Source organism: Chitinophaga sancti, assembly GCF_034087045.1.
Lineage (GTDB): Bacteria > Bacteroidota > Bacteroidia > Chitinophagales > Chitinophagaceae > Chitinophaga > Chitinophaga sancti_B.
Window position 1 is genome coordinate 8,195,388 of sequence record NZ_CP139247.1, and the last position, 20,355, is coordinate 8,215,742.

15 protein-coding genes are annotated in these 20,355 nt (G+C 42.3%); 2 read left to right on the forward strand and 13 right to left on the reverse strand.

Going from position 1 to position 20,355, the window contains the following annotated elements:
- Window positions 1-4 precede the first annotated feature (4 nt).
- The 6 genes from SIO70_RS32800 to SIO70_RS32825 all read right to left on the reverse strand — a co-directional run bounded on the left by SIO70_RS32800 (window position 5) and on the right by SIO70_RS32825 (window position 7,661).
- Window positions 5-2,065, reverse strand: coding sequence for a TonB-dependent receptor (locus tag SIO70_RS32800; protein ID WP_320578097.1), 2,061 nt, complete (start codon window positions 2,063-2,065; stop codon window positions 5-7).
- Window positions 2,066-2,763: 698 nt separating this feature from the next.
- Window positions 2,764-3,081, reverse strand: coding sequence for a DUF6686 family protein (locus SIO70_RS32805; protein WP_320578099.1), 318 nt, complete (start codon window positions 3,079-3,081; stop codon window positions 2,764-2,766).
- 336 nt (window positions 3,082-3,417) lie between these two features.
- Window positions 3,418-4,452 carry a hemin-degrading factor gene (locus SIO70_RS32810; RefSeq protein ID WP_320578101.1) on the reverse strand — a complete coding sequence of 345 codons (1,035 nt, stop codon included), beginning with the start codon at window positions 4,450-4,452 and terminating at the stop codon, window positions 3,418-3,420.
- A gap of 3 nt (window positions 4,453-4,455) precedes the next feature.
- On the reverse strand, window positions 4,456-5,301 hold the full coding sequence (locus tag SIO70_RS32815) for a heme ABC transporter ATP-binding protein (RefSeq protein ID WP_320578103.1): 846 nt from the start codon (window positions 5,299-5,301) through the stop codon (window positions 4,456-4,458).
- A 187-nt stretch (window positions 5,302-5,488) separates the two neighbouring features.
- Window positions 5,489-6,544, reverse strand: coding sequence for an iron ABC transporter permease (locus SIO70_RS32820; protein WP_320578105.1), 1,056 nt, complete (start codon window positions 6,542-6,544; stop codon window positions 5,489-5,491).
- Window positions 6,545-6,845: 301 nt separating this feature from the next.
- Entirely contained in the window at window positions 6,846-7,661 is an 816-nt protein-coding gene (locus SIO70_RS32825; protein ID WP_320578107.1) for a helical backbone metal receptor, read from the reverse strand.
- A gap of 727 nt (window positions 7,662-8,388) precedes the next feature.
- Here SIO70_RS32825 and SIO70_RS32830 point away from each other — a divergent pair.
- A complete protein-coding gene (locus SIO70_RS32830) occupies window positions 8,389-8,640 on the forward strand; it encodes a hypothetical protein (RefSeq protein WP_320578109.1) in 252 nt (83 codons plus the stop codon).
- A gap of 5 nt (window positions 8,641-8,645) precedes the next feature.
- Here SIO70_RS32830 and SIO70_RS32835 read toward each other — a convergent pair whose 3' ends face one another.
- The 4 genes from SIO70_RS32835 to SIO70_RS32850 all read right to left on the reverse strand — a co-directional run bounded on the left by SIO70_RS32835 (window position 8,646) and on the right by SIO70_RS32850 (window position 13,971).
- Entirely contained in the window at window positions 8,646-9,500 is an 855-nt protein-coding gene (locus tag SIO70_RS32835) for a DUF4249 domain-containing protein (protein ID WP_320578111.1), read from the reverse strand.
- 153 nt (window positions 9,501-9,653) lie between these two features.
- Window positions 9,654-12,263 carry a carboxypeptidase-like regulatory domain-containing protein gene (locus SIO70_RS32840; protein WP_320578113.1) on the reverse strand — a complete coding sequence of 870 codons (2,610 nt, stop codon included), beginning with the start codon at window positions 12,261-12,263 and terminating at the stop codon, window positions 9,654-9,656.
- 83 nt (window positions 12,264-12,346) lie between these two features.
- Window positions 12,347-13,336, reverse strand: coding sequence for a FecR family protein (locus tag SIO70_RS32845; RefSeq protein WP_320578115.1), 990 nt, complete (start codon window positions 13,334-13,336; stop codon window positions 12,347-12,349).
- A 125-nt stretch (window positions 13,337-13,461) separates the two neighbouring features.
- On the reverse strand, window positions 13,462-13,971 hold the full coding sequence (locus SIO70_RS32850) for an RNA polymerase sigma-70 factor (protein WP_320578117.1): 510 nt from the start codon (window positions 13,969-13,971) through the stop codon (window positions 13,462-13,464).
- A gap of 134 nt (window positions 13,972-14,105) precedes the next feature.
- Here SIO70_RS32850 and SIO70_RS32855 point away from each other — a divergent pair, with 134 nt between their 5' ends.
- Entirely contained in the window at window positions 14,106-15,128 is a 1,023-nt protein-coding gene (locus SIO70_RS32855; RefSeq protein ID WP_320578119.1) for a quinone-dependent dihydroorotate dehydrogenase, read from the forward strand.
- 37 nt (window positions 15,129-15,165) lie between these two features.
- Here SIO70_RS32855 and SIO70_RS32860 read toward each other — a convergent pair whose 3' ends face one another.
- The 3 genes from SIO70_RS32860 to SIO70_RS32870 all read right to left on the reverse strand — a co-directional run bounded on the left by SIO70_RS32860 (window position 15,166) and on the right by SIO70_RS32870 (window position 20,327).
- On the reverse strand, window positions 15,166-16,074 hold the full coding sequence (locus SIO70_RS32860; RefSeq protein ID WP_320578120.1) for an Abi family protein: 909 nt from the start codon (window positions 16,072-16,074) through the stop codon (window positions 15,166-15,168).
- Window positions 16,075-17,232: 1,158 nt separating this feature from the next.
- Entirely contained in the window at window positions 17,233-18,144 is a 912-nt protein-coding gene (locus SIO70_RS32865; RefSeq protein ID WP_320578122.1) for an Abi family protein, read from the reverse strand.
- 185 nt (window positions 18,145-18,329) lie between these two features.
- A complete protein-coding gene (locus SIO70_RS32870) occupies window positions 18,330-20,327 on the reverse strand; it encodes a glycoside hydrolase family 127 protein (protein ID WP_320578124.1) in 1,998 nt (665 codons plus the stop codon).
- Window positions 20,328-20,355: the final 28 nt, after the last annotated feature.

Below are 20,355 nucleotides of genomic sequence, written 5' to 3' on the forward strand. Positions count from 1 at the left end.
TGAATTATTTCCTGTTCCACGTAAAACTCACCCCCAAAAAGTAACTCCTCCCATACCACATTGGCAACTGCGTCCCCGCACTATGTGCCACTCCACTATTCACCGTACTATTATTAATATTCGTCACATTGAATATATTCCTCACCCCTGCATTAATATTGAACAACTTTGTCAACGACTTCACCACTGTAAAATCAGCCATATGATAAGCCGCCGACTTCACCTGGTGCAAATAAGTGGTACCATCCGTAGCCGTCGCCGACTCATACGTAGGTCTCACACCATTATATTTATAAGACAGGTTCAGCGTAGTCCCAATCTTCCTCATATTATAAGTAACATTCCCATTCAGCTCCGGCGTCCACATAAAAGTTGGCGTAGGATCTAACGTTTTGTAAGTATCATCATCAGAGAATTCATTGTATCTACCAATGTAAGAAGCCCCTACACTCACATCCAGGTTTTTCCAATTGAGCTTTCCCATCAGCGTTCCACCCGTAGTTTTAAATTTGGCAATATTCACATAAGTCATCGTATCACTATTCGCCACATACGCATAGTCAATCATGTTATCAAAGTCATTATAGAAACCGGTCGCAGTTACATTCAATTTCACGTTCCCTGCCTGAATCGCCTGCCAGCTCAATGATCCCGTAAAACTGTTAGAATATTCCGCCTTCAGGTTAGTATTCCCTTTAATAGCATGACTCGCATCAAAGAAATTAAAATACAACTCACGCAAAGCCGGCGCCCTAAAACCACGGGCATACGACAACCGCAGATCCAATGTCTTAGACAATGCAAATTTTACATTCAAAGAAGGTATCACCGGGGGCGCATCGTAAATAGAATTCTTACTAAATCGAACACCCGGGCGGATGTTGATACCTCTGGTTGGTTTTAATTCAGCAGAAGCAAAAAGGGAATAGTTAGAAATACTGGGCGTACCATCTATACGCTGTCCGGAAGAGGCATCACGACTATATTCAACACCCGGCTGAAAAGACAAATGAGCATTCAGGGAATACTGCGCTGTACTTCTAAAGAACAAAGCATTGTATTTAGTCACATCCTGCGTACCGGAAGCGGTAGATAAAGTCTCCGTCCCATCGGTAAAGTTTTTAATAGTAGTACGTGTATGTCTATTGTAATCCTGGTAAGACATAGCACCATTAATACTCAGGTCATCATTCACCTGCCACATCGCCTGTGCCTGGTGTGTATATCTTTTAGTCAGATAATGAGCATCTGTCGCTTTTCCATTATCATAATTAATATCTCCTTTTGCAGCCAGGTCTTCATCCAGGTAATCAAGACGATACCAGGCCTTCACATTTTTCCTGTCAATACCCACTGTACCATAAGTCATCAACTGATCCTTCGGATGCCAAGCCTTGGCGCGTCCAGTCAGTGTATCACTCCATCCGCCAAAATTATTTCCCGTAATACCTGCACCTGCAAAATAACCATGATCACTCCAGCGCAATCCCAACGATGCATTGTGTTGACCGTTACCATCCAGTGCTGCATATTCTTTGCCCACGGTTTCTTCCTGTACACTCGCATTTACAGACAATTGCTTATCGCCATTATACTTCTTTGTAATAATATTAATCACACCTGCGAGTGCATCTGTACCATAGACAACAGACATCGGTCCTTCTACAATCTCAATACGTTCAATACTATGTACATCAATCTGGGCAAGGCTCTGCCGGGTACTTCCACGATCTACCAATGGCACACCATCCAGTAAGATCTTCACTTCTGCACCAGACATTCCCATGAGTTCCACATCAGTTTCGCCCAAAGTGTTATCATTAGAAAAACGAATACCCAACTGATTATCCAGCACACCTAAAATGTTTGTAGCCCCCCGCATTTTAATATAATCTGCAGTAATGGTCCTCACCTGGTATACAGAATGCTTTAATGATTGTGGGGTGTATTGTCCTGTCACCACAACATCATTTAGCTGTACCGAATCCATTCCTTTATTAATCTGAGCATTGCTTTCGTACGAACATGCGAATAGCAAGGCTAATAGAATTACCCTAAACTTCATAAGTATTTTTTGATGGCAGTCGAGGTACCTATCCCAGGCTGCAGGCGGTGCGAACACAGGCAGATAAGGGACATAGATGTTAGTCCATGATACCGGAAAATAATAAGCTATTGTGTAAGCTGTCGCGGAGAAAACAGTCACACAATACAGAACACTGGCGGAGTAAAATTGTGAAGCAAAGATCATGAAGAATCTTTGCTTCATATAATCTGATCAGGAAAATGATTTACGCAATAAGGAAACTTTAACGAATCGATTCTGAAACTTTAGTCTATCGATTTTGAAATCTTAGTATTCCAATTTCAAAACTTTAACGAATCGATTCTGAAATATTTGTATTCCAATTTTGAAGCTTTAGCGTATCAATTGTGAATTCTTAGTACTCCAATTTCAAAACTTTAACGAATCAATTCTGAAATCTTAGTATTCCAATTTTGAAACTTCAACTCATCAATTCTGAAACCTGGCACGTCTATCCAAAAAATTTAACCTGCCAATTCAGCAACCTAGCGTATCAATTCTGAAACCTGGCACGTCTATCCCCAAAATTCAACCTGCCAATTCAGCAACCTAGCGTATCAATTCTGAAACCTGGCACGTCTATCCCCAAAATTCAACCTGCCAATTCAGCAACCTAGCGTATCAATTCTGAAACCTGGCACGTCTATCCCCAAAATTCAACCTGCCAACTCAGCAACCTATCGTATTAATTCATATACCTGCTGTAGCAGTAACGCCTCATCGATCGCATCTCTGAGGTCATTGAATTCATCCTGGGTAAAAGTGAAGCTGATATCCTTACAAGGAGCATGAATGATGACTCTTTCTTCCCCATCAGGGAATACCATACAACAATCTACAAAGTCTTGTCTATTCATCGTTTCACGAAAGAACTGAAATTCTTGTGGGGAGAAATTGAGTAACAAATTATTATGCCAGATAAAAACCGTCTGACAGTGCATACAATGGCTAATTTGTGCCGTATTCTTTATACATAAAGTCCTGATGTCACACATATAATATCTTGTTTAAAAAATAGGGTTTCGTAGGATATTAATATGTGACAAAAGTAAGCGGGAATAAGAAAGGTGATGGATCGATTCGGGAAAAGGATTTACCTAAACGGGAAAAACTGCCTGCCAGCTCAAAGCTTTTCTACTATAAAATATAATGTATTCTTTAGCAGGCCGCAGGCCCTGCCCTTCAAAATACAAAGGGGGCGTCTTCGAAAACTTCGAGATGCCCCCTTTGTATTCGCGTACATGGATGGAGAGAATTTTCGTACATACAATTCTCATGGCCTTCCTGTTACTTATGAGTTCCCCTTTGTATTTTGCTTTTATAGTTTGCTCTTATAGCTTCGCAACCAACTCTCTCCACCCTTCTAACTCCGGATTCCCAGGCTTTCTTTTCCCAAAGAACTGTGCAATCATCTCCCCCTCTGCATCAAACACTTCTACCGAAGTCACCACACCATCCACACTTGGCTTCTGCACTGCCCAGCTCTGGGCAATATCATCCGTCTTCAAATGCAAATTAAAATCAGCATCCATCACATTAATCCATCCTGGAATCTCCACAATCTTCTCCACCTTCCCTGTATGAATCTCAATATTCCCTGGATTACCCACAAACACCATGATCTCCAAACCACTCGCCGCCGCACGCTCTAATATCGTCTTCACACTTTCCTTACCTATCTTCCGCGTAAACTTCCCATCTCCAATCTCCAGGGCAAACGTGCGTGAAACTTTGTGTTTCATCAACAAAGGGAAGAAATCATGCGTATCCTGCAAACCAGCCCATCCTTCCAGGAAAGCCGCTTTATCCGCCGTCTCATTCGCATACACAGCCGGCGCCGGAGCAGGCAATACTGTAATTCCCAATGGTTGTTCATCAGCTGTAAACGCTGCTATCAATTTATCCCATGCTGCAATATTTGTCTGTTCTACTGCATAGATCTTCAAAATCGCATTTCCCTGTGCATCAAAGATCTGGATAGAACGTTTGAACCCGGTTGCCGCATCATCATTCACTGCAAACCCAAACTTCCAGCGACCAAAGAACATACGCAGGTCAATATCTTTTCCCAACACAGTACCTACATGTCTGCCAGCAGCATCCACCTGCTCGAACAAACCTTTCCTTTCAATCACACAATGTTCATTGCGTGTCAGCACCATTACCTTACCCAGGTCAGGCATACGTTCCATCAAATCCGGGAACGCAGCTTTCAGATGTTGAACAGCCGTACCAGTGCAGGCTGCTACCACCTCTCCCTCACTTACCTGCAATTGTTTTGCCGCATCGCGAATCCTTACTTTAGGATTTTCTGCCCGAAACGCGATCCATTGATCTTTAAGAGTTGGTGTTACAATTTCATTCATTTTTTAAAAAACATTTAATGCCTTCCTGGCAGGTGATTGAAATAAACCAGTGGTAGCGGCGGTAACCACCAGCGGATAATTACATTGTGGATGCGACAATATTGACACCTCCACACCAAAACTATTTTTAATATGCGCAGAAGTAAACACGTCATCCACAGTACCCTGTGTATACAATGTTCCTTCTTTTAATAATATTATACGATGTGCAAATGCAGCGGCCAACTGAAAATCATGCAATACAGCCACCACCAATACCCCGGCAGCAGTCAGTTTCGTCGCTAGTTGCAAAGCCAGCTGTTCATGCAAAATATCCATTCCAGTCACTGGCTCATCCAACAACAACATTTTTTTACCAGTATAATCCAGCTCCTGCAAACCCGGTGCCTCCAGCAACTGCGCTAATACTCTCGCCAACTGCACACGTTGCTTTTGCCCACCGGACAAGGTTGGATAAGCCCTGTCTTTCAGGTCATAGACTTGCATGATCTGCAATGCACTCTTCACAATTTCCTTATCCAGTGATTCCAAATTCCTGCTATATACATACCTTCCCATTGCTGCTACATCCTGCACAGAAAATGCCTGGTTCAATGTCACGTGCTGTGATAGTACAGCCCTGGTAGTAGCTTGCCTGGCAATTGGTATATTACGCAGTGCCTGCCCGGCAATCATCACGTCTCCTCTATAAGTTGGGTACTCACCGGCAACCACTTTCAGCAATGTCGATTTTCCTGCTCCATTGGCTCCCATGATTACACAAAGCTCTCCTGCCGATGCATCAAAGCTGATCCCCTTGAGTATTGGCATTTTTCCCAGTGTGAGCGATATGTTTTTAATGTGCAACATTATTCCAGTATTGTCTTCTTTCTTTTACGATGAGTGATAACAGGGTAAGGAAAGTATTGTCTTCTTTTTATTTATGATGATCAATAACAACATCATGCCAGTATCATCTTCTGCTCCTTTGCAATCAGCAATAACAACATCACGCCAGTATCATCTTCTGCTCATTTACTAATCTGCAATAACAACATCAAGCCATTATCATTCTCTTCTCCTTTACAATCAGCCAAATAAAAAACGGCGCACCAATCACAGCCGTAATAATCCCCACCGGCAATTCTGCAGGTGCAATCATCGTCCTACACAACAAATCGGCAATCGTAAGCAACACCGCACCTGACAACGCAGCACCAGGTATTAAAATTCTATAATCCGGCCCTGTAAACTGCCTCACAATATGCGGCACTATCAACCCAATAAATCCAATAATCCCTGCCACTGCCACGCCTGCCGCCACCGCCATGGTAGCCAATATCACCAACTGCACCTTTAACCGCGCTACCTTCACACCACTATGCATCGCTTCTCTTTCACCTAAGGCCAGAAGATTGATCGCAGGCGCCAAACCAGGCAATAATATAACCGGTATTAATATAAAAGGTGTCACCCCCATCACCGTCGTCCAACTCGCACCTCCCAAACTTCCCAATGACCAAAACGTAATACTTCTCAACTGTTCATTATTCGCCACATACGTCATCAAACCTGTCACTGATTCACACAAAGCTCTCACCGCAATACCTGCCAATAACATAGTAGATATCACTGCCTGTCCGCCATTACGCGCTACTCTAAAAATAAACAGTGTCGTAAGAATCGCTCCTGCAAAAGCAGAGAAGTTGAGCGAATAAAAATTCAGTAAGGGAACAGATTGAAATATTGGCAACGAACTTTGTACAATAATCATCACTACAGCAGCCATCGATGCACCGGAACTAATCCCGATCAAACCCGGATCAGCCAGTGGGTTTCGAAATAGCCCTTGCAGAGAAGCCCCTGCCACACCTAATCCCGCACCAATCAACACACCTAATATTACACGCGGCAAGCGGATCATCCACAACACCCCTTCCATATTTTCTTCATAAAATACAGGGATATGGATACCTGCTTTGTGCAGAAGAATAGCCAGCACCTGCAGCGGTGACATATGCATGGCACCGGTACCTGTCGCAATGAGAATAACCAGTACCAATAGTATGCTAAGCCCACCAATGGCACTGATATTCTTAAATATCTTATTCATTAACTATTCTGTTTAATAGCACGGTTATTCCTGAAAATCTTAGTCATTAACTTTCCAGTTTCCTAAGCAGAAATCCTTGAACGTCTTAATTACTACCTTTCCTGCTACCAACTCCGACATTCCTGAACATCTTAGTCATTAACTTTCCAGTTTCCCTAAGCCGAAATCCTTGAACGTCTTGATTACTACCTTTCCAGCTACCAACTCCGACATTCCTGAACGTTTTAGTCATTAACTTTCCAGTTTCCCTAAGCCGAAATCCCTAACATTAATCATTAATCTTCCTGAAAATCCTCCCTTCCTAACTATTCAACTTCCCAGCCAATTCCTTCACTGCACTTATCACCCTGGGCCCAAAACCCGTCAACAAAGCCCCATCCATCACCACCACCTTCTTCTCCTTCCCGGCAGTCGTTTGCTGCACTCCCTGCACCTTCAGCAACCCATCAACTCCACCCATACTCTTCAACCCATCATCAAACATCAAAATAATATCCGGATTAGCCGTCACCAACGCCTCCGGTGTCAATGGTTTAAAATCATTAAAACTATTAGCAGCATTCTGTGCTCCTGCCAGACTAATCATTTTTTCCGTAGGGGTTCCTGTACCCGCTACCAACATAGTCCCCGCACCACGTGCATATATAAATAACACCTTCTTACCAGTTGACTTTATCTTCAATGCCGCCTGCTCTTTCTCCAATTGTTTAACAAGTGCAACACCTTTTGCCGGCACCTGCAACGCATCAGCCACTTCAGTAATCAACTTCTTAGTCCCTTCAATAGAAAATTCCTGTTTGAAAATCTGTGTCTTCACTCCCACAGTTTTAAACTGTTCAATCACAGCCGGCTGTAAAAAATTATCCGTCCCCAAAATCAGATCAGGATTAAGCGCCAACACTGGCTCTGCAGAGATATTTCTATTATGCCCTACTTTGGCAACCTGTTGCATGCTGGCAGGATAAGTACTGGTTACATCCACCCCCACAATATTTTTCTCAAAACCCAATGCAACAACAATTTCAGTAACGGCGCCATTCAGGGAAACAATTCTCTTCTGGGCAAAAGTATTCATCGCCACAAGTAATGTAGCGGTCAGGACGATCAAGCGGTTCATAAAATCTTTAAATAAGTTGATAGAAAAAATAATGGTTGACCCTACCCGGGGTTACGGGCCAACCATCGCTCACCGGAAGCACTTTACTCCGCCATGCTCCGGCAAGGTTTCTTTAATATGTTTATTACAGTCAGGACATAGAAAACCCATGAGGATATCAGTATCCCCTGACAGTAATTCAAGCCAATAAATATTGATTATCAACCAGCCTGAATGGTATGCGGAGATATACCAGAAAGGTCGATGATGTGCGGCGGAGTATTTGAGTAATGCAAAGCTATGTCATAGAAATGTAAAGCACTAATCGAATCGGGAAAATTTTATGACAATCTTTACGCAAAAAGAAAATAAGGATGAGCGGTGATTTCGGTTTTCCTGCAAAATTTTATGCTGGCCGCAAGCTATTGTCACACAAATGAAATGCTCCTGCTATTTGCTTTTGTTAGCAAATCGCGCCACATCCGAAAAACAAAAAATGCCGCTGCTATCTGTATCCATTAGCAAACTGCCCCTCACCTAAAAATCAAAAAAACTGTTGCTATCTGCATCTATTAGCAATCTGCGCCCCCTCCCGAAAAAAGCAAAACACCTCCATTAAAAGTTGATGTTTTTTTTATGACAATGCCAAAATCAAAAAAACAACTACTCAATTTGCATAATCGTTAAACCAAACCATCAAATCTATTGTTTTAATATTTATTACCTGTCACCGGAAAAATTTAAGCCCATGGATTGGGAAGAAATGCTGAATCCATTATCGCCGTACTATCAAAATACTATGCGCGAACAAACACAAATCGTCAATCTCCAGGATGGATTGATCACTGCGGCAAAACGCCTCATGGCTTCACTCTATCCTCAATTGTACGAATTAGAATCAGCTGGGTACACCGAACTGGATAGTACCATTATTTCAGAATGTGTAAAGCTATCGTGTCGATTAAATGAAATCGTCTCGAAATACCAGATTGAAAAGTAAGGGAGTTATTCTACAGTAAAGAGGAGCCTTGCCGCATTAATGCCAGCAACAATACCATATCCGTTTTCTACATTGGAATAAACGTTTTCCGGATCAAGGGAAATGTTTTGCGAATCGCTCAATCTTTGAGATGATGTAGACTGTAAGTACTGCCAGGCTGCAGGAGTAAGCGCGCTTACTTCTATGATCATGTGCGTGCTACTGACTTCCTTCTGGGTCTGTAGTACAAACTGTATGGTTTTACCATTGAAATTTGCATCCGTTATGATGTACTCACTATTGTAATCATTGGTGATGATGTCAGGCAGATCATTATTCAATGCAGGGTCAAGTCTGAAGTGAAGGGTATCGCTATTGTCAATTACCCATTTGCCATCGACAGAATCTGCGTTGAAGATCCGTAAACGATAATAGTCGGAGGTAGCACCATTTTCCTTCAGGGTAAAGCGCACCCTGTTGAATGTACGTTGTGCATACCCGTCGCTGATCAACGGGCTGGTTGGTGTGCTGTCACCTGCACTCACAGAAGTTAATCCATCATTTTCCACATGAATGGAATAATGACTACCAATCTTTGCAACAGCGTGCGATACGTAATATCCTAACCCATTTATCAATGTGTAAGTAGGAGTAGGCAGGGTGATGCCGTCTTCTGTCAATACAACGGTAGCGGAGTCTAATGGGTCAAATTGATATTCCGTGACCTGCTTACTGCTGGTAACACGGATATAGATCAGGCTGTCGGGTTGAATCAGACTGTTTACAACGATCTTGTCACCGGCATAAGGGATTTCAATTCTTGATTCCTTTACGCAGGAGATCGATGTTATGATGATAAGGGAAATTAAAAGTTTCCGCATGGTGTTAAAATTTGATTGAAAAAGTTACACACTGAAAAAAACTACACCCACACTATCCCCTCCACCCTTCCTCACGATATTAAACTTAATAGAAAATGTCACACACTGAAAAAAACTACTCCTACACCATCCCATCCACCCTTCCTCACTTTATTAAAACTTAATAGAAAATGCCACACTCGGCAGTATCGGCAAAATACTAATCTCCTGCAGGTACCGCTTCTCATTCTTCTTATCCGTCACAATCGAATACAAAAACGGATTTGCATGATTATAAGCATTAAACAAACTAATCGTCCAGCTCCTGCTCCCCCACGGCTTCTCCTTCGTATGCGTCGCACTCAGATCCAATCTATGTATCACACTCGTCCTATACTGATTCCTATTACTCAACTGATCCAATACCGGGAAACTACTTCCCCCATCATAAGGCGAAGAATTATTCACCCCTTCAAAACTCGCCACCGGCAATGTCAACGGCAATCCTGAATTATAATGCCAGTTCGCCGCCAACTCCCATCGCTTCCCTACCTGCTGCATCAACATCACCTTTATATCATGCCTCCCATCATAATTATAAGGATACGACTCCCCATTATTCACATTCGGAAACCGCCTGTACGCCCACGAAAGCGTATATGCTATCCACCCTTTCAACTTCCCTTTCCGCTTCTCCAACATTACCTCCCCACCATAACTCTTTCCCGTACCCACCTCTACATAATCATCCCAATTCTTACTTGCCGAGTTGAAAATCTTACTATTATCCTTATACTCAATCACATTTTTCATACTCTTATAATAAGCTTCCAGTGAAAGCGCATACCGCTGATCTTTCAATAACTTATTCACCCCAAAACTAAACTGCCTTGAAAACATCGGCCTTACCTTCTTTGTAGAAGGTACCCACAAATCCATCGGCAGACTCGAATTCGACACACTCAATACATGCAGGTACTGGTTCATATGTGTATGCGCCAGCATCAGCGTCCAATGGTGCGGTAACTGATACCTCGCCTGCAACCTCGGTTGCAAAGATGAATAGAACTTTCCCGGCACCAGAAATTCTGAAGCATGTAAACCTATATTTACCCGCAGTGCATCCGTAACTGTCCAGTCATCCTCCGCATATAGCAAAGCCTCTCCACCTGTAGAAGTCGCCTGATTATAAGACGTATCCAACAAAGCTTTAGACTGTGAATAATCCTGAAATGCCGAAACCCCGGGATTAAATTTGTGAATAATTCCACCCACGCCAAATTTGAATATATGATTCGGAGAAGGAATAAATTCTACATCCGTTCTCAACATCAGATCCTGCACCATTGAATAGTATTTCCCATACAAATGAATAGAATCAGTACTCTTCGAAGGCTCGTAATAATAATTATAATCGATATTGAAATAATACTGTGAATAATTCAAGGTCGTATTCATAAACAACTTCGGATTAAACACATGGTTCCATCTCAATGCACTCGTATGATTCCCCCAACTCAATTTCGTAACAGTGCTCTCTTTAAAAGGATTTGAAGCAGTCGTACTATCCGCATTATTTTGCAATGTCAATCCAAGGTTATCATTACCTGTATAACTACTGAAGTAAAGCCGGTCCTTAGGAGAAAAAATGTGATTTATTTTCAGATTGACATCATGAAAAACAAGGTTCACCTTTGTCCCTTTCTCCTTTTGAATTTCCTCATAAATATTATCCAGAAAAGGTTCTAAAATAGACCTGCGGGCAGAAACAACGAACGACGTCTTATCTTTTTTAATAGGTCCTTCCACCATTCCTCTTACAGCAATCACACCCGCAGAAGCCTCCCCATGATATTCCTTCATATCCCCATCTTTCGTAGAAATATCAATCACAGAAGAAAGCCGGCCTGCATAGCGTGCAGGAAATCCACCTTTATAAAAGTCTGCACTTTTCACAATATCCGGATTGAACACAGAGAACAATCCAAACAGATGCGAAGAATTAAAAACTGGTGAACCATCCAGCAAAATGAGGTTCTGGTCAGAACCACCCCCTCTTACACTTGTCACCGTACCTCCATCTACCCCACCTGATACACCTGGCAAAGTCGCAATCGCACGCATCACATCAGACTCACCCAATAACCTGGGCATCGCCTTTACATCTGCCGGTGATACATGCAAGGCGCTCATCTGCCGGTTAGATTGCGCAGAGTCAGATACCGTGAACTCCTGCAAACTATTAGAAGGTTGCAATCCTATGATGACAAATGATTTCCTGGTAGACGAAAGTCTTTCCGGGTTATAACCGATATAACTTACCCACAGACTACAGGAATCTTTTGGAATGGTCAGACTGAAAAAACCGAACTGGTTGGTAGTAGCCCCTGCCTGTTGACTGGGAGCATATATCGTAGCACCAATAAGTCTTTCACCATTGCGCGCGTCCTGCACATAACCATAGATAGTGATGTTGTGAGTTTTTTTTACGGTCAGCACAATTTGTTCACCAATGCGGGCGAAGCGAATATCAAAAGGAGAAAAGAGTTCCTCCAGGGCTCTTTTCAGGGGTTTGTTTTGAAAATTGACTGTTACCCGGCGGGAAAGGTCTACTATCTCCCTGCTATAGGAGAAGTGGATGCCGTACTGAGATTCCAGTTGTCCGCAGATAACGGAAAGCGGCTGATTATTTACGGCGACAGTGATCCGGGTATGCCAGTCCCAGCCTAACACCTGCAGGGGAATTAGTAACATTCCCAGCAGCATTCTTCCGAGCAATGACATAGAGTGATTTAAAAAAATGGCTTTTCAGCCTTCTTGATTGAAATACTTTCTGGACTTCTTTAATGTGGTGCTTCTTAATTGAATTAATCCTGCGGCCTCAACTCATAATCAGCACCCTTATTAATTACATTTGAATTCGTCGAATAAGCAATGGCATCTAATACATTCTTCACTGGTTCCCCTGTATAAGTGCCAGTAACCGGTAGTTCCAGTAATGCTGCATCTGCAGTTACATTTATATGATACAGCACATGAATGGTCTGCAACACCTCCCGCAAAGGAGTATCTTTAAAGACTACAGCACGGGTTTCAACATCACGAATATGTGCGCCAACCTGGTAATGCTGCTTGCTGGAATCTTCCTGCAACAACATGCCAGCAGTTAAAATTACACTATCCTGCTGGCGGGTCACTTTAATTTTCCCTGAATGAATGAAGACACGCAGCTGACTGCTGTTATCCACACTAAAACGGGTACCCAAAACAGTTATCGCCTGATTGCCCAGGTCAATAATAAACGGATGAAAGGCATCGGTAGTTACATCAAAGGTGGCTTTTCCTTTCAGGATAACCTTACGATCTTTTTTGCCAAATCCAGGAAGTACCTGTAATTGTGCGGCGGGCTCCAGCTGGATGCTGGAGCCATCATCCAGTTTCACCAGCTGGGCGCCGTTATAGTTGATTTGCCTTTCGTTTTGATGCGTAATGTACCAGAGGCCTGCGCTGATCAGGAGGAAAACAGCAGCTGCAGCTGCCATCCACCTGGTACGGATTACACCATTTCCGCCCCCCTGCTCCCACTTATCACTCATTCCCCGTTGGGCCCTTCCACCACTTCCCTCTTGTAGCTCCATCCGCTCACTCAGCAACCTCCAGGCCGTCTCCGTATCCATTCTTCCCGCTTCCGACTGCTCAGGTGCTGTACGTAACAACTTATCCAGAGAAGCCAGCAATACGGGATGCTCAGGATTCGCCTGCAACCACGTATTCACCCATCGCTGCTCATTGCTATCCGCTTCCTTCAGCAGATACTTGCATAGGAGTGCATATAATGCCTCATCTGGTGTAAGCATAGTCATGTACAGTTAGTAGATTTACAGATTTGCCGGGCAAAAATAACATTTGCCGGTATGATAAATGACGCGTGCGGAAGGAGGACTCCCCTATTGTGGTAAATAAATTATATCGTGCAACCTGCCTATAAAAACAGGAACATCCCCAAATAATCCCTCAATTCTTTATGCATATGCTTCAGCGCTTTCCCCATTTGATTTTCGACAGTCTTTACCGAAATATTCATCAGGGTCGCAATCTCCGCATATTTTAATTGCTGCTGCCGGCTCAATACAAACACTTCCCTACATCTCTCCGGTAACTTCTCCAATGCCTGCTGGTACAATTTTTCCAGCTCCCATGCCTGGGACGACGTCACAGATGGGGATAACTCATATCCTGAAGCCAGCTCTTTTTCAGACCTGACGGTATCTTTCCGCCAGTTACTAATCGCTGTATTCCGGATAGCGGCAAAAAGATAAGACTTCACCATTCCGGTAATATCCACACTCTCCCGTTTCTCCCAAAGCTTGAGAAAAACCTGCTGTACTACCTCTTCACCATCATGTACATCTCCGGTATAATGCACGGCAAATGCCACACACTGGGCATGGTACTCCTTAAAAATGGCTTCTAATGTCTGGCGGTCTAGCATGATATCGGTTACAAAAATAGTATTCCCGAATGAAGATCAATGCAATTATAAATAATAAAAGTTTCATTGTGACAACATGGAAATGACGAGGATCTGTCTTTTGCTTTTCTGGTTTAACATTATCTTTGTGCCGCATGTATAATTTAATCAAAAAGGTGTTTTTCCGTTTTCCGCCGGAAAAAATCCACTATCAGGTAATGAAAGGCCTGCAGATATTGCATGGCGTTCCAATGGGCAAGCGTATCCTCCATTCATTTTGTATGCCTAAAAAGACCGGGCTGGAACGGACTTTATGGGGACTGACCTTTAAAAACCCCGTTGGTTTGGCAGCAGGGTTTGACAAGGATGCGAAGTATACAGATGAATTGGCTAGTCTGGGGTTTGGATTTGTTGAAATTGGGACTGTAACACCGGTGGCTCAGCCGGGTAATGACCAACCCCGTTTGTTCCGTTTGCCTATGGATAAGGCACTGATCAACAGGATGGGATTTAATAATGGCGGCGCCGTTCCGGCAGCAAAACGACTGCAGAAACGGAAGTCGGATATTATTATTGGAGGCAACATTGGGAAGAACAAAATCACACCAAATGAAGAGGCGATTAGTGATTATGAAAAGTGCTTTCAGGCGCTTTTTGATGTGGTGGACTACTTTGTAGTCAACGTCAGCTCCCCCAATACGCCTAACTTAAGGGCTTTGCAGGAAAAAGAACCGCTGAAACAGTTATTGCATCATTTGCAGATGCTGAATGAGCAGAAGGCGAAGCCAAAGCCGATTTTATTAAAAATAGCACCGGATCTGACGGATAGTCAGCTGGATGATATTATAGAGATTGTTACAGAAACAAAACTGGCAGGGCTGGTAGCTACGAATACGACGATTTCAAGAGAAGGATTACAGACTCCTCCCGATGAAGTGGAGGCGATTGGTGCGGGTGGTTTGAGTGGTTTGCCGGTTAAGGAGAAGGCAACGGAGGTGATTCGGTATATTTCTAAGAAGACGAAGGGGAGTATTCCGATTATTGCGGTTGGAGGGATTTTTACGGCGGCAGATGCGCAGGAGAAGTTGGATGCGGGAGCGAGTTTGGTGCAGGTGTATACAGGGTTTATTTATGAGGGGCCGGCGATAGCGAAGAAGATATGTGATGGGTTGAAGTAAAAAGATTGAAAAGGCTGTTCTAAAAGAACAGCCTTTTTTATTGCCACAAATCTTCTTCATCCCAATTTTCCGGAAATCCCATACGTTCCAGGTCAATTCCTCTATATTTTACTAACAACTCCATTAGTTTGTAACTAAAATCATTTCCCGGGCTGGCGGTGTGTAATAGATAGCGAACGATACATAATTGGTAGTATAATCTTTCACTCTCTACACTTCCAGTTGGAGGTATGTTATTAATCCAGCGTAATTTAACATGTCGTATTTCTCTCGGGAGGAACGAAAATATTCTGTAGCAAATTAATGAGTGATGGGCACAATAATTTCTAAGCATTGATACAACCTGTATCCATGACTGGAACCATTTGTCTTTAGAAATCCCGTATACATTAGCTATTATCTTTTTTTCTTTAACATCACTTCGGATATTTCTATAGATCTTGGATAATGTACCGAAAGAAAGTATATGTAATGTTTTCCAGGCTGGAGGATGTTCATATTTGCTATTTCTTCTATCATGCTGCTTTATGAAGTCTTCATCAGATCGTTCAAGCTCACGATTAATCGTTTCGATTACTTCATTCACTCTTTCTTCACTAAAAAATACAGACTTATTTGCAAACCAGTTCGAACCATAAGAGGGGCACATCATATTGATCAGGATTGCACGAAAAGAGACCTCTATACGCTCAATAGCGTCCATTATTAATAGTCGGAGTTCACGATCAAAATTATAGAGTTCAATAACATGATCGAATGAAGTACCAGTCATAAATGTATTACTGACTTGGCTTTTCTGTAAATATTTCCAGTAACCTGATAATCTGTAAAATCCTACATGGGTTAAATAATGAATTGACTCATCAGAACTACTAATTATTAAACCGCGTTGTTCAAGGATTTTTATTTGGTCTGGTAACGTGAATGGTCTTTCAATGGAATTCATATAAAAAAAATGCCCCGCCTCGGGTGCGCTGATCTAACGGGAAGCGTGGCGGGTTCTGTTAGCACAAATATACTTTCATTTATTCAAAAAAAACAAATTTTCACCTATCTAAAAAAGCATTTTTCATTAATTGATTGCTACATTATTTGATTGCTATTATTTTTCTCATCTATACAAAAATCGAACCTTCTTAATTCCTCGATTTTCTTCAATCACAACAAACTAAATAACGATTCGTTTTCTTCGAATCATTTATTATTTAAGCGTGTTTTCTAAGGATTCTAATATGATGAAGTTATAACGTGAATAGTCTTCCAGTGGAGTTCATATAAAAAAATGCCCCGCCTCTGGTACGCTGATCTTACGAGAAGCGCGGCGGGGACTGTTAACACAAATATACTTTCATTTATTCAAAAAAAACAAATTTTCAGTTGTCTAAAAAAGCATTTTTCATTAGTTGATTCCTACATTATTTGATTGCTATTATTATTCTAATCTATACAAAAACAAACCTTCTTAATTCCTCGATTTTCTTCAATCACAACAAACTAAATAACGATTCGTCTTCTTACGAATCATTTTTATTTAACCGAGCTATATAAGGATTCTAATTTGATGAAGTTATAAGGTAAATAGTCTTCCAGTGGAGTTCATCTAAATAAAATGCCCCGCCTCGGGTGCGCTGATCTGACGGGAAGCGTGGCGGGTTCTGTCAACACAAATATACTATAACCAATAAGACAAAAACAAATTTTCACCTATCTAAAAAAGCATTTTTCATTAGTTGATTACTACATTATTTGATCGTTATTATTATTCTCATCTAAACAAAAAACTAACCACATTAACTCCTCCATTTCCATCAATCACACCAAACTATCTAAATATTTTAATTTGCTAAAGCTAAAAGAAAATAGCTTTCCAGTGAAGTTCATATAAAAAAATGCCCCGCCTGTGGTACGCTGATCTGACGAGAAGCGCGGCGGGTTCTGTTAACACAAATATACTATAACCAATAAGACAAAAACAAATTTCCACCTACCTAAAAAATCAATTTTTAATAATTGATCCCAGTATTATTCAATCGATATTCTCCTTCACATTTTACAAAAACACGACTCTAATCGAACCTTCTACAATCAACTATTATAAACTTCATCATTGCCACAAATCTTCCTCATCCCAATTCTCCAAAAATCCCATCTTCTCTAAATCAATCCCTCTATACTTCACCAACAATTCCATCAACCTATAACTAAAATCATTCCCCGGACTCGCTGTATGTAACAAATACCTTACAATGCATATCTGATAATACAATTGCTTACTTTCGACTCTACTCCCATCAGGAATATTTTTTATCCATGGTAGTTTTGTACGTCGAATCTCCTTAGGACGGGACAAAAACATTCTGTAACAAATCAATGAATGATGCGCACAATAATTTCTAAGAATAGACACTACCTGTACCCATGATTGAAGCCATTTCTCCTCAGGAAGCCCATACAAATTTGAAATGATCTTTTTCTCTCTAATATCGTTCCGAATGTTTCTATAAATCTTGGACAATGTGCCAAAAGAAAGTATCCGCAAAGTCTCCCATGCTGGTGGATGTTCAAATCCACTTTTCTGTTTATCATGCTGCTTTATAAATACTTCATCTGATCGCTCAAGCTCGCGGTTGATCGTTTCAATGACACCACTTAATCTTTCTTCACTAAAAAATATAGTTTTATTTGTAAACCAGTTTGAGCCATAAACAGGACACATCATGTTAATCATGATAGCACGAAAAGATACTTCTATACGCTCTAAAGCGTCTAATAACAATAGCCGGAGTTCACGATCAAAATTATATAGATCAATAACCTGGTCGAAAGTAGCACCAGAAATAAATGCATTTCGGATATTCTCCTTCTGCAAAAATTGCCAATACTCTGCCAATCTAAAAAATCCTACATGCGCCAGATAATGATTCGTTTCTTCCAAATCATTTATCATTAAGCCACGTTGTTGAAGAATTTTAATCTGGTCTGGTAATAATGGGAATGGTCGTTCAATGGATTTCATAAAAAAAAAATGTCCCGCCTTGGTACGCTGATCTGACGAGAAGCGCGGCGGGTTCTGTTAACACAAATATACACCCATTCTTTAGTCAAAAACAAATTTTTCCCACAAAAAAAAAGATATTCTTCAATTTTTAATCAAAAAATTAAAAATTGAAGAATATCTCAATCATTTCAATCACCCAATTATCACTTCAAACTCACCTCCTTCACCCTCTCCAAAAACCATACACTCATCTCCCCCTCTCCCCTATTCGCCCAACTATAATAAGGTATCAACGTCACCCCCTCTTTTACCGTCTTCACCTCCTGCCTCTCCCGCTCTACATTCACCCTCTTCCCCTCTCCCTTCAACACCACTACCCCATTCAACAACCCCTTCTCCATCACCACATCCCACTTACTCCCCAACTGAAACAAATTACTCACCTTCCCCCCATTATCCTTCCACTCCGCACAATACACCAACGGCCCCCGCTGTATCGCCACCTTCCCCACATCATCCACCAACCTGCTATCCGCTAACACCTCCTTCACCTCCATCGGCAAATTCATCGTCACCACATCCCCCTTCTTCCACTGCCTGCTCACTACCGCATACCCCTTCTCCATCTTATATGCAACCGGCTGCCCATTTACTTTTATCACCACTGCAGCATAAGAAGTATCCTTAAACCAATACAACCCATCCGGTATCGCCTCTCCCTTCGCCCATCCCGGTACCCGCACATACAAATCAAAAGCTGTCGCCTTCACCGGATCTATTTTTAATTCAATATTCCCCTCCCACGGATAATCATGCTGCTGCGTAACTACCACATCCGCATTATTCACTTTCAATTTTGCCGTACTATTTATATACAAATTCACATACACCTTCTTCCCCTCCTGCGCATACATATACCCCGGCACTGATGGCAAAAACCGCACTAAATTCGTCGGACAACATGAACACTCAAACCACCCTGAACGACCCGGCTCTAAACTCCCATGCTTCACCCCATCTGTCACCTGCATCGCATTCGTATAAAAAAACGACTTCCCATCCAACCCCAATCCTGATATTAACCCATTATACATCACCTTCTCCAACAAATCTATATACTTCGCATCCCCATGCAATAAAAACATCCGCTCATTCCAAAACGCATTCCCGATCGCCGCACACGTTTCATTATAAGCCGTCGCATTCGGCAACTCATAATCCTCTCCAAACCGCTCCCCTTCCGGCACCGCACCTATCCCTCCCTGCACATATATCTTCTTCCCCGTCATATTATTCCATATCCTGTCTATCGCCGCCAAATACGCTGTATCCCCATCTATCGCCGCTATATCTGCCATCGCTGAATACAGGTACATCGCCCTTACCGCATGCCCTTCCGCCTCATCCTGCGCCGTCACCGGCTTATCATCCTGCCAATACTTCCCATTCTGCCACTCATTCTTACTCCTCTTATCATACGCCCGCTTCCCTCTCTCATCTATAAAAAACTTCGCCAGCGCCAGGTAATCTTTCCGCCCTGTGATACGATATAATTTCACTAACCCCATCTCTACCACCTCATGCCCTGGCGCCACACCTCTCTTCCCTGGCCCAAATGTTTGCACCAACAAATCCGCATTCTTCAACGCGATATCCAGGAAATTCTTCTTCCCCGTCGCCAGGTAATGCGCACTCGCCGCCTCAAACAAATGCCCTGAATTATACAACTCATGACTCAACACATGCTCATTCACCCACCGCTCAGGCCCCGCCCACTCTGGTGGATGCAAAGGATCGATCGTCCTCGCCGTATACAAATACCCATCCGGTTCCTGCGCCTTCGCTACTATCGCTATCAATGAATCTACATACCTATCCATTTGCTTGTCCGGCGTCACTGCCATCGAGAACGAAGCCCCTTCTATCGTCTTATAAATATCCGTATCATCGAATGTAAACTTCGTACAAAACTTTCCCGAGTGCGCTGCCGCCATCTCAAAATTCTTCACCCTGCCGGTATTCTCACACCGCGCAAACGACGCCGGAATCGTTACTGTATGATTCACCTGGATACGCGGCAACCAAAAATTGTCCGTCAATTTTACAGCGGTAAAATTGACTGCACGGATCGGGTAATCCGCTTGTTGGGCTGATAAGGTAACTGAATAGAACAGTGACAATGATAATAATAATCGCTTCATAATCGTGCATGTTTATAATAGAATACTG

What these genes read in the sequence shown, in the direction of transcription:
- SIO70_RS32860 (WP_320578120.1), bottom strand. Translation starts at nt 16,074, where the DNA reads ATGAATTCCATTGAAAGACCATTCACGTTACCAGACCAAATAAAAATC.
- SIO70_RS32805 (WP_320578099.1), bottom strand. Translation starts at nt 3,081, where the DNA reads ATGTGTGACATCAGGACTTTATGTATAAAGAATACGGCACAAATTAGC.
- SIO70_RS32870 (WP_320578124.1), bottom strand. Translation starts at nt 20,327, where the DNA reads ATGAAGCGATTATTATTATCATTGTCACTGTTCTATTCAGTTACCTTA.
- SIO70_RS32855 (WP_320578119.1), top strand. Translation starts at nt 14,106, where the DNA reads ATGTATAATTTAATCAAAAAGGTGTTTTTCCGTTTTCCGCCGGAAAAA.
- SIO70_RS32865 (WP_320578122.1), bottom strand. Translation starts at nt 18,144, where the DNA reads ATGAAATCCATTGAACGACCATTCCCATTATTACCAGACCAGATTAAA.
- SIO70_RS32825 (WP_320578107.1), bottom strand. Translation starts at nt 7,661, where the DNA reads ATGAACCGCTTGATCGTCCTGACCGCTACATTACTTGTGGCGATGAAT.
- SIO70_RS32845 (WP_320578115.1), bottom strand. Translation starts at nt 13,336, where the DNA reads ATGCTTACACCAGATGAGGCATTATATGCACTCCTATGCAAGTATCTG.
- SIO70_RS32810 (WP_320578101.1), bottom strand. Translation starts at nt 4,452, where the DNA reads ATGAATGAAATTGTAACACCAACTCTTAAAGATCAATGGATCGCGTTT.
- SIO70_RS32815 (WP_320578103.1), bottom strand. Translation starts at nt 5,301, where the DNA reads ATGTTGCACATTAAAAACATATCGCTCACACTGGGAAAAATGCCAATA.
- SIO70_RS32840 (WP_320578113.1), bottom strand. Translation starts at nt 12,263, where the DNA reads ATGTCATTGCTCGGAAGAATGCTGCTGGGAATGTTACTAATTCCCCTG.
- SIO70_RS32800 (WP_320578097.1), bottom strand. Translation starts at nt 2,065, where the DNA reads ATGAAGTTTAGGGTAATTCTATTAGCCTTGCTATTCGCATGTTCGTAC.
- SIO70_RS32835 (WP_320578111.1), bottom strand. Translation starts at nt 9,500, where the DNA reads ATGCGGAAACTTTTAATTTCCCTTATCATCATAACATCGATCTCCTGC.
- SIO70_RS32820 (WP_320578105.1), bottom strand. Translation starts at nt 6,544, where the DNA reads ATGAATAAGATATTTAAGAATATCAGTGCCATTGGTGGGCTTAGCATA.
- SIO70_RS32830 (WP_320578109.1), top strand. Translation starts at nt 8,389, where the DNA reads ATGGATTGGGAAGAAATGCTGAATCCATTATCGCCGTACTATCAAAAT.
- SIO70_RS32850 (WP_320578117.1), bottom strand. Translation starts at nt 13,971, where the DNA reads ATGCTAGACCGCCAGACATTAGAAGCCATTTTTAAGGAGTACCATGCC.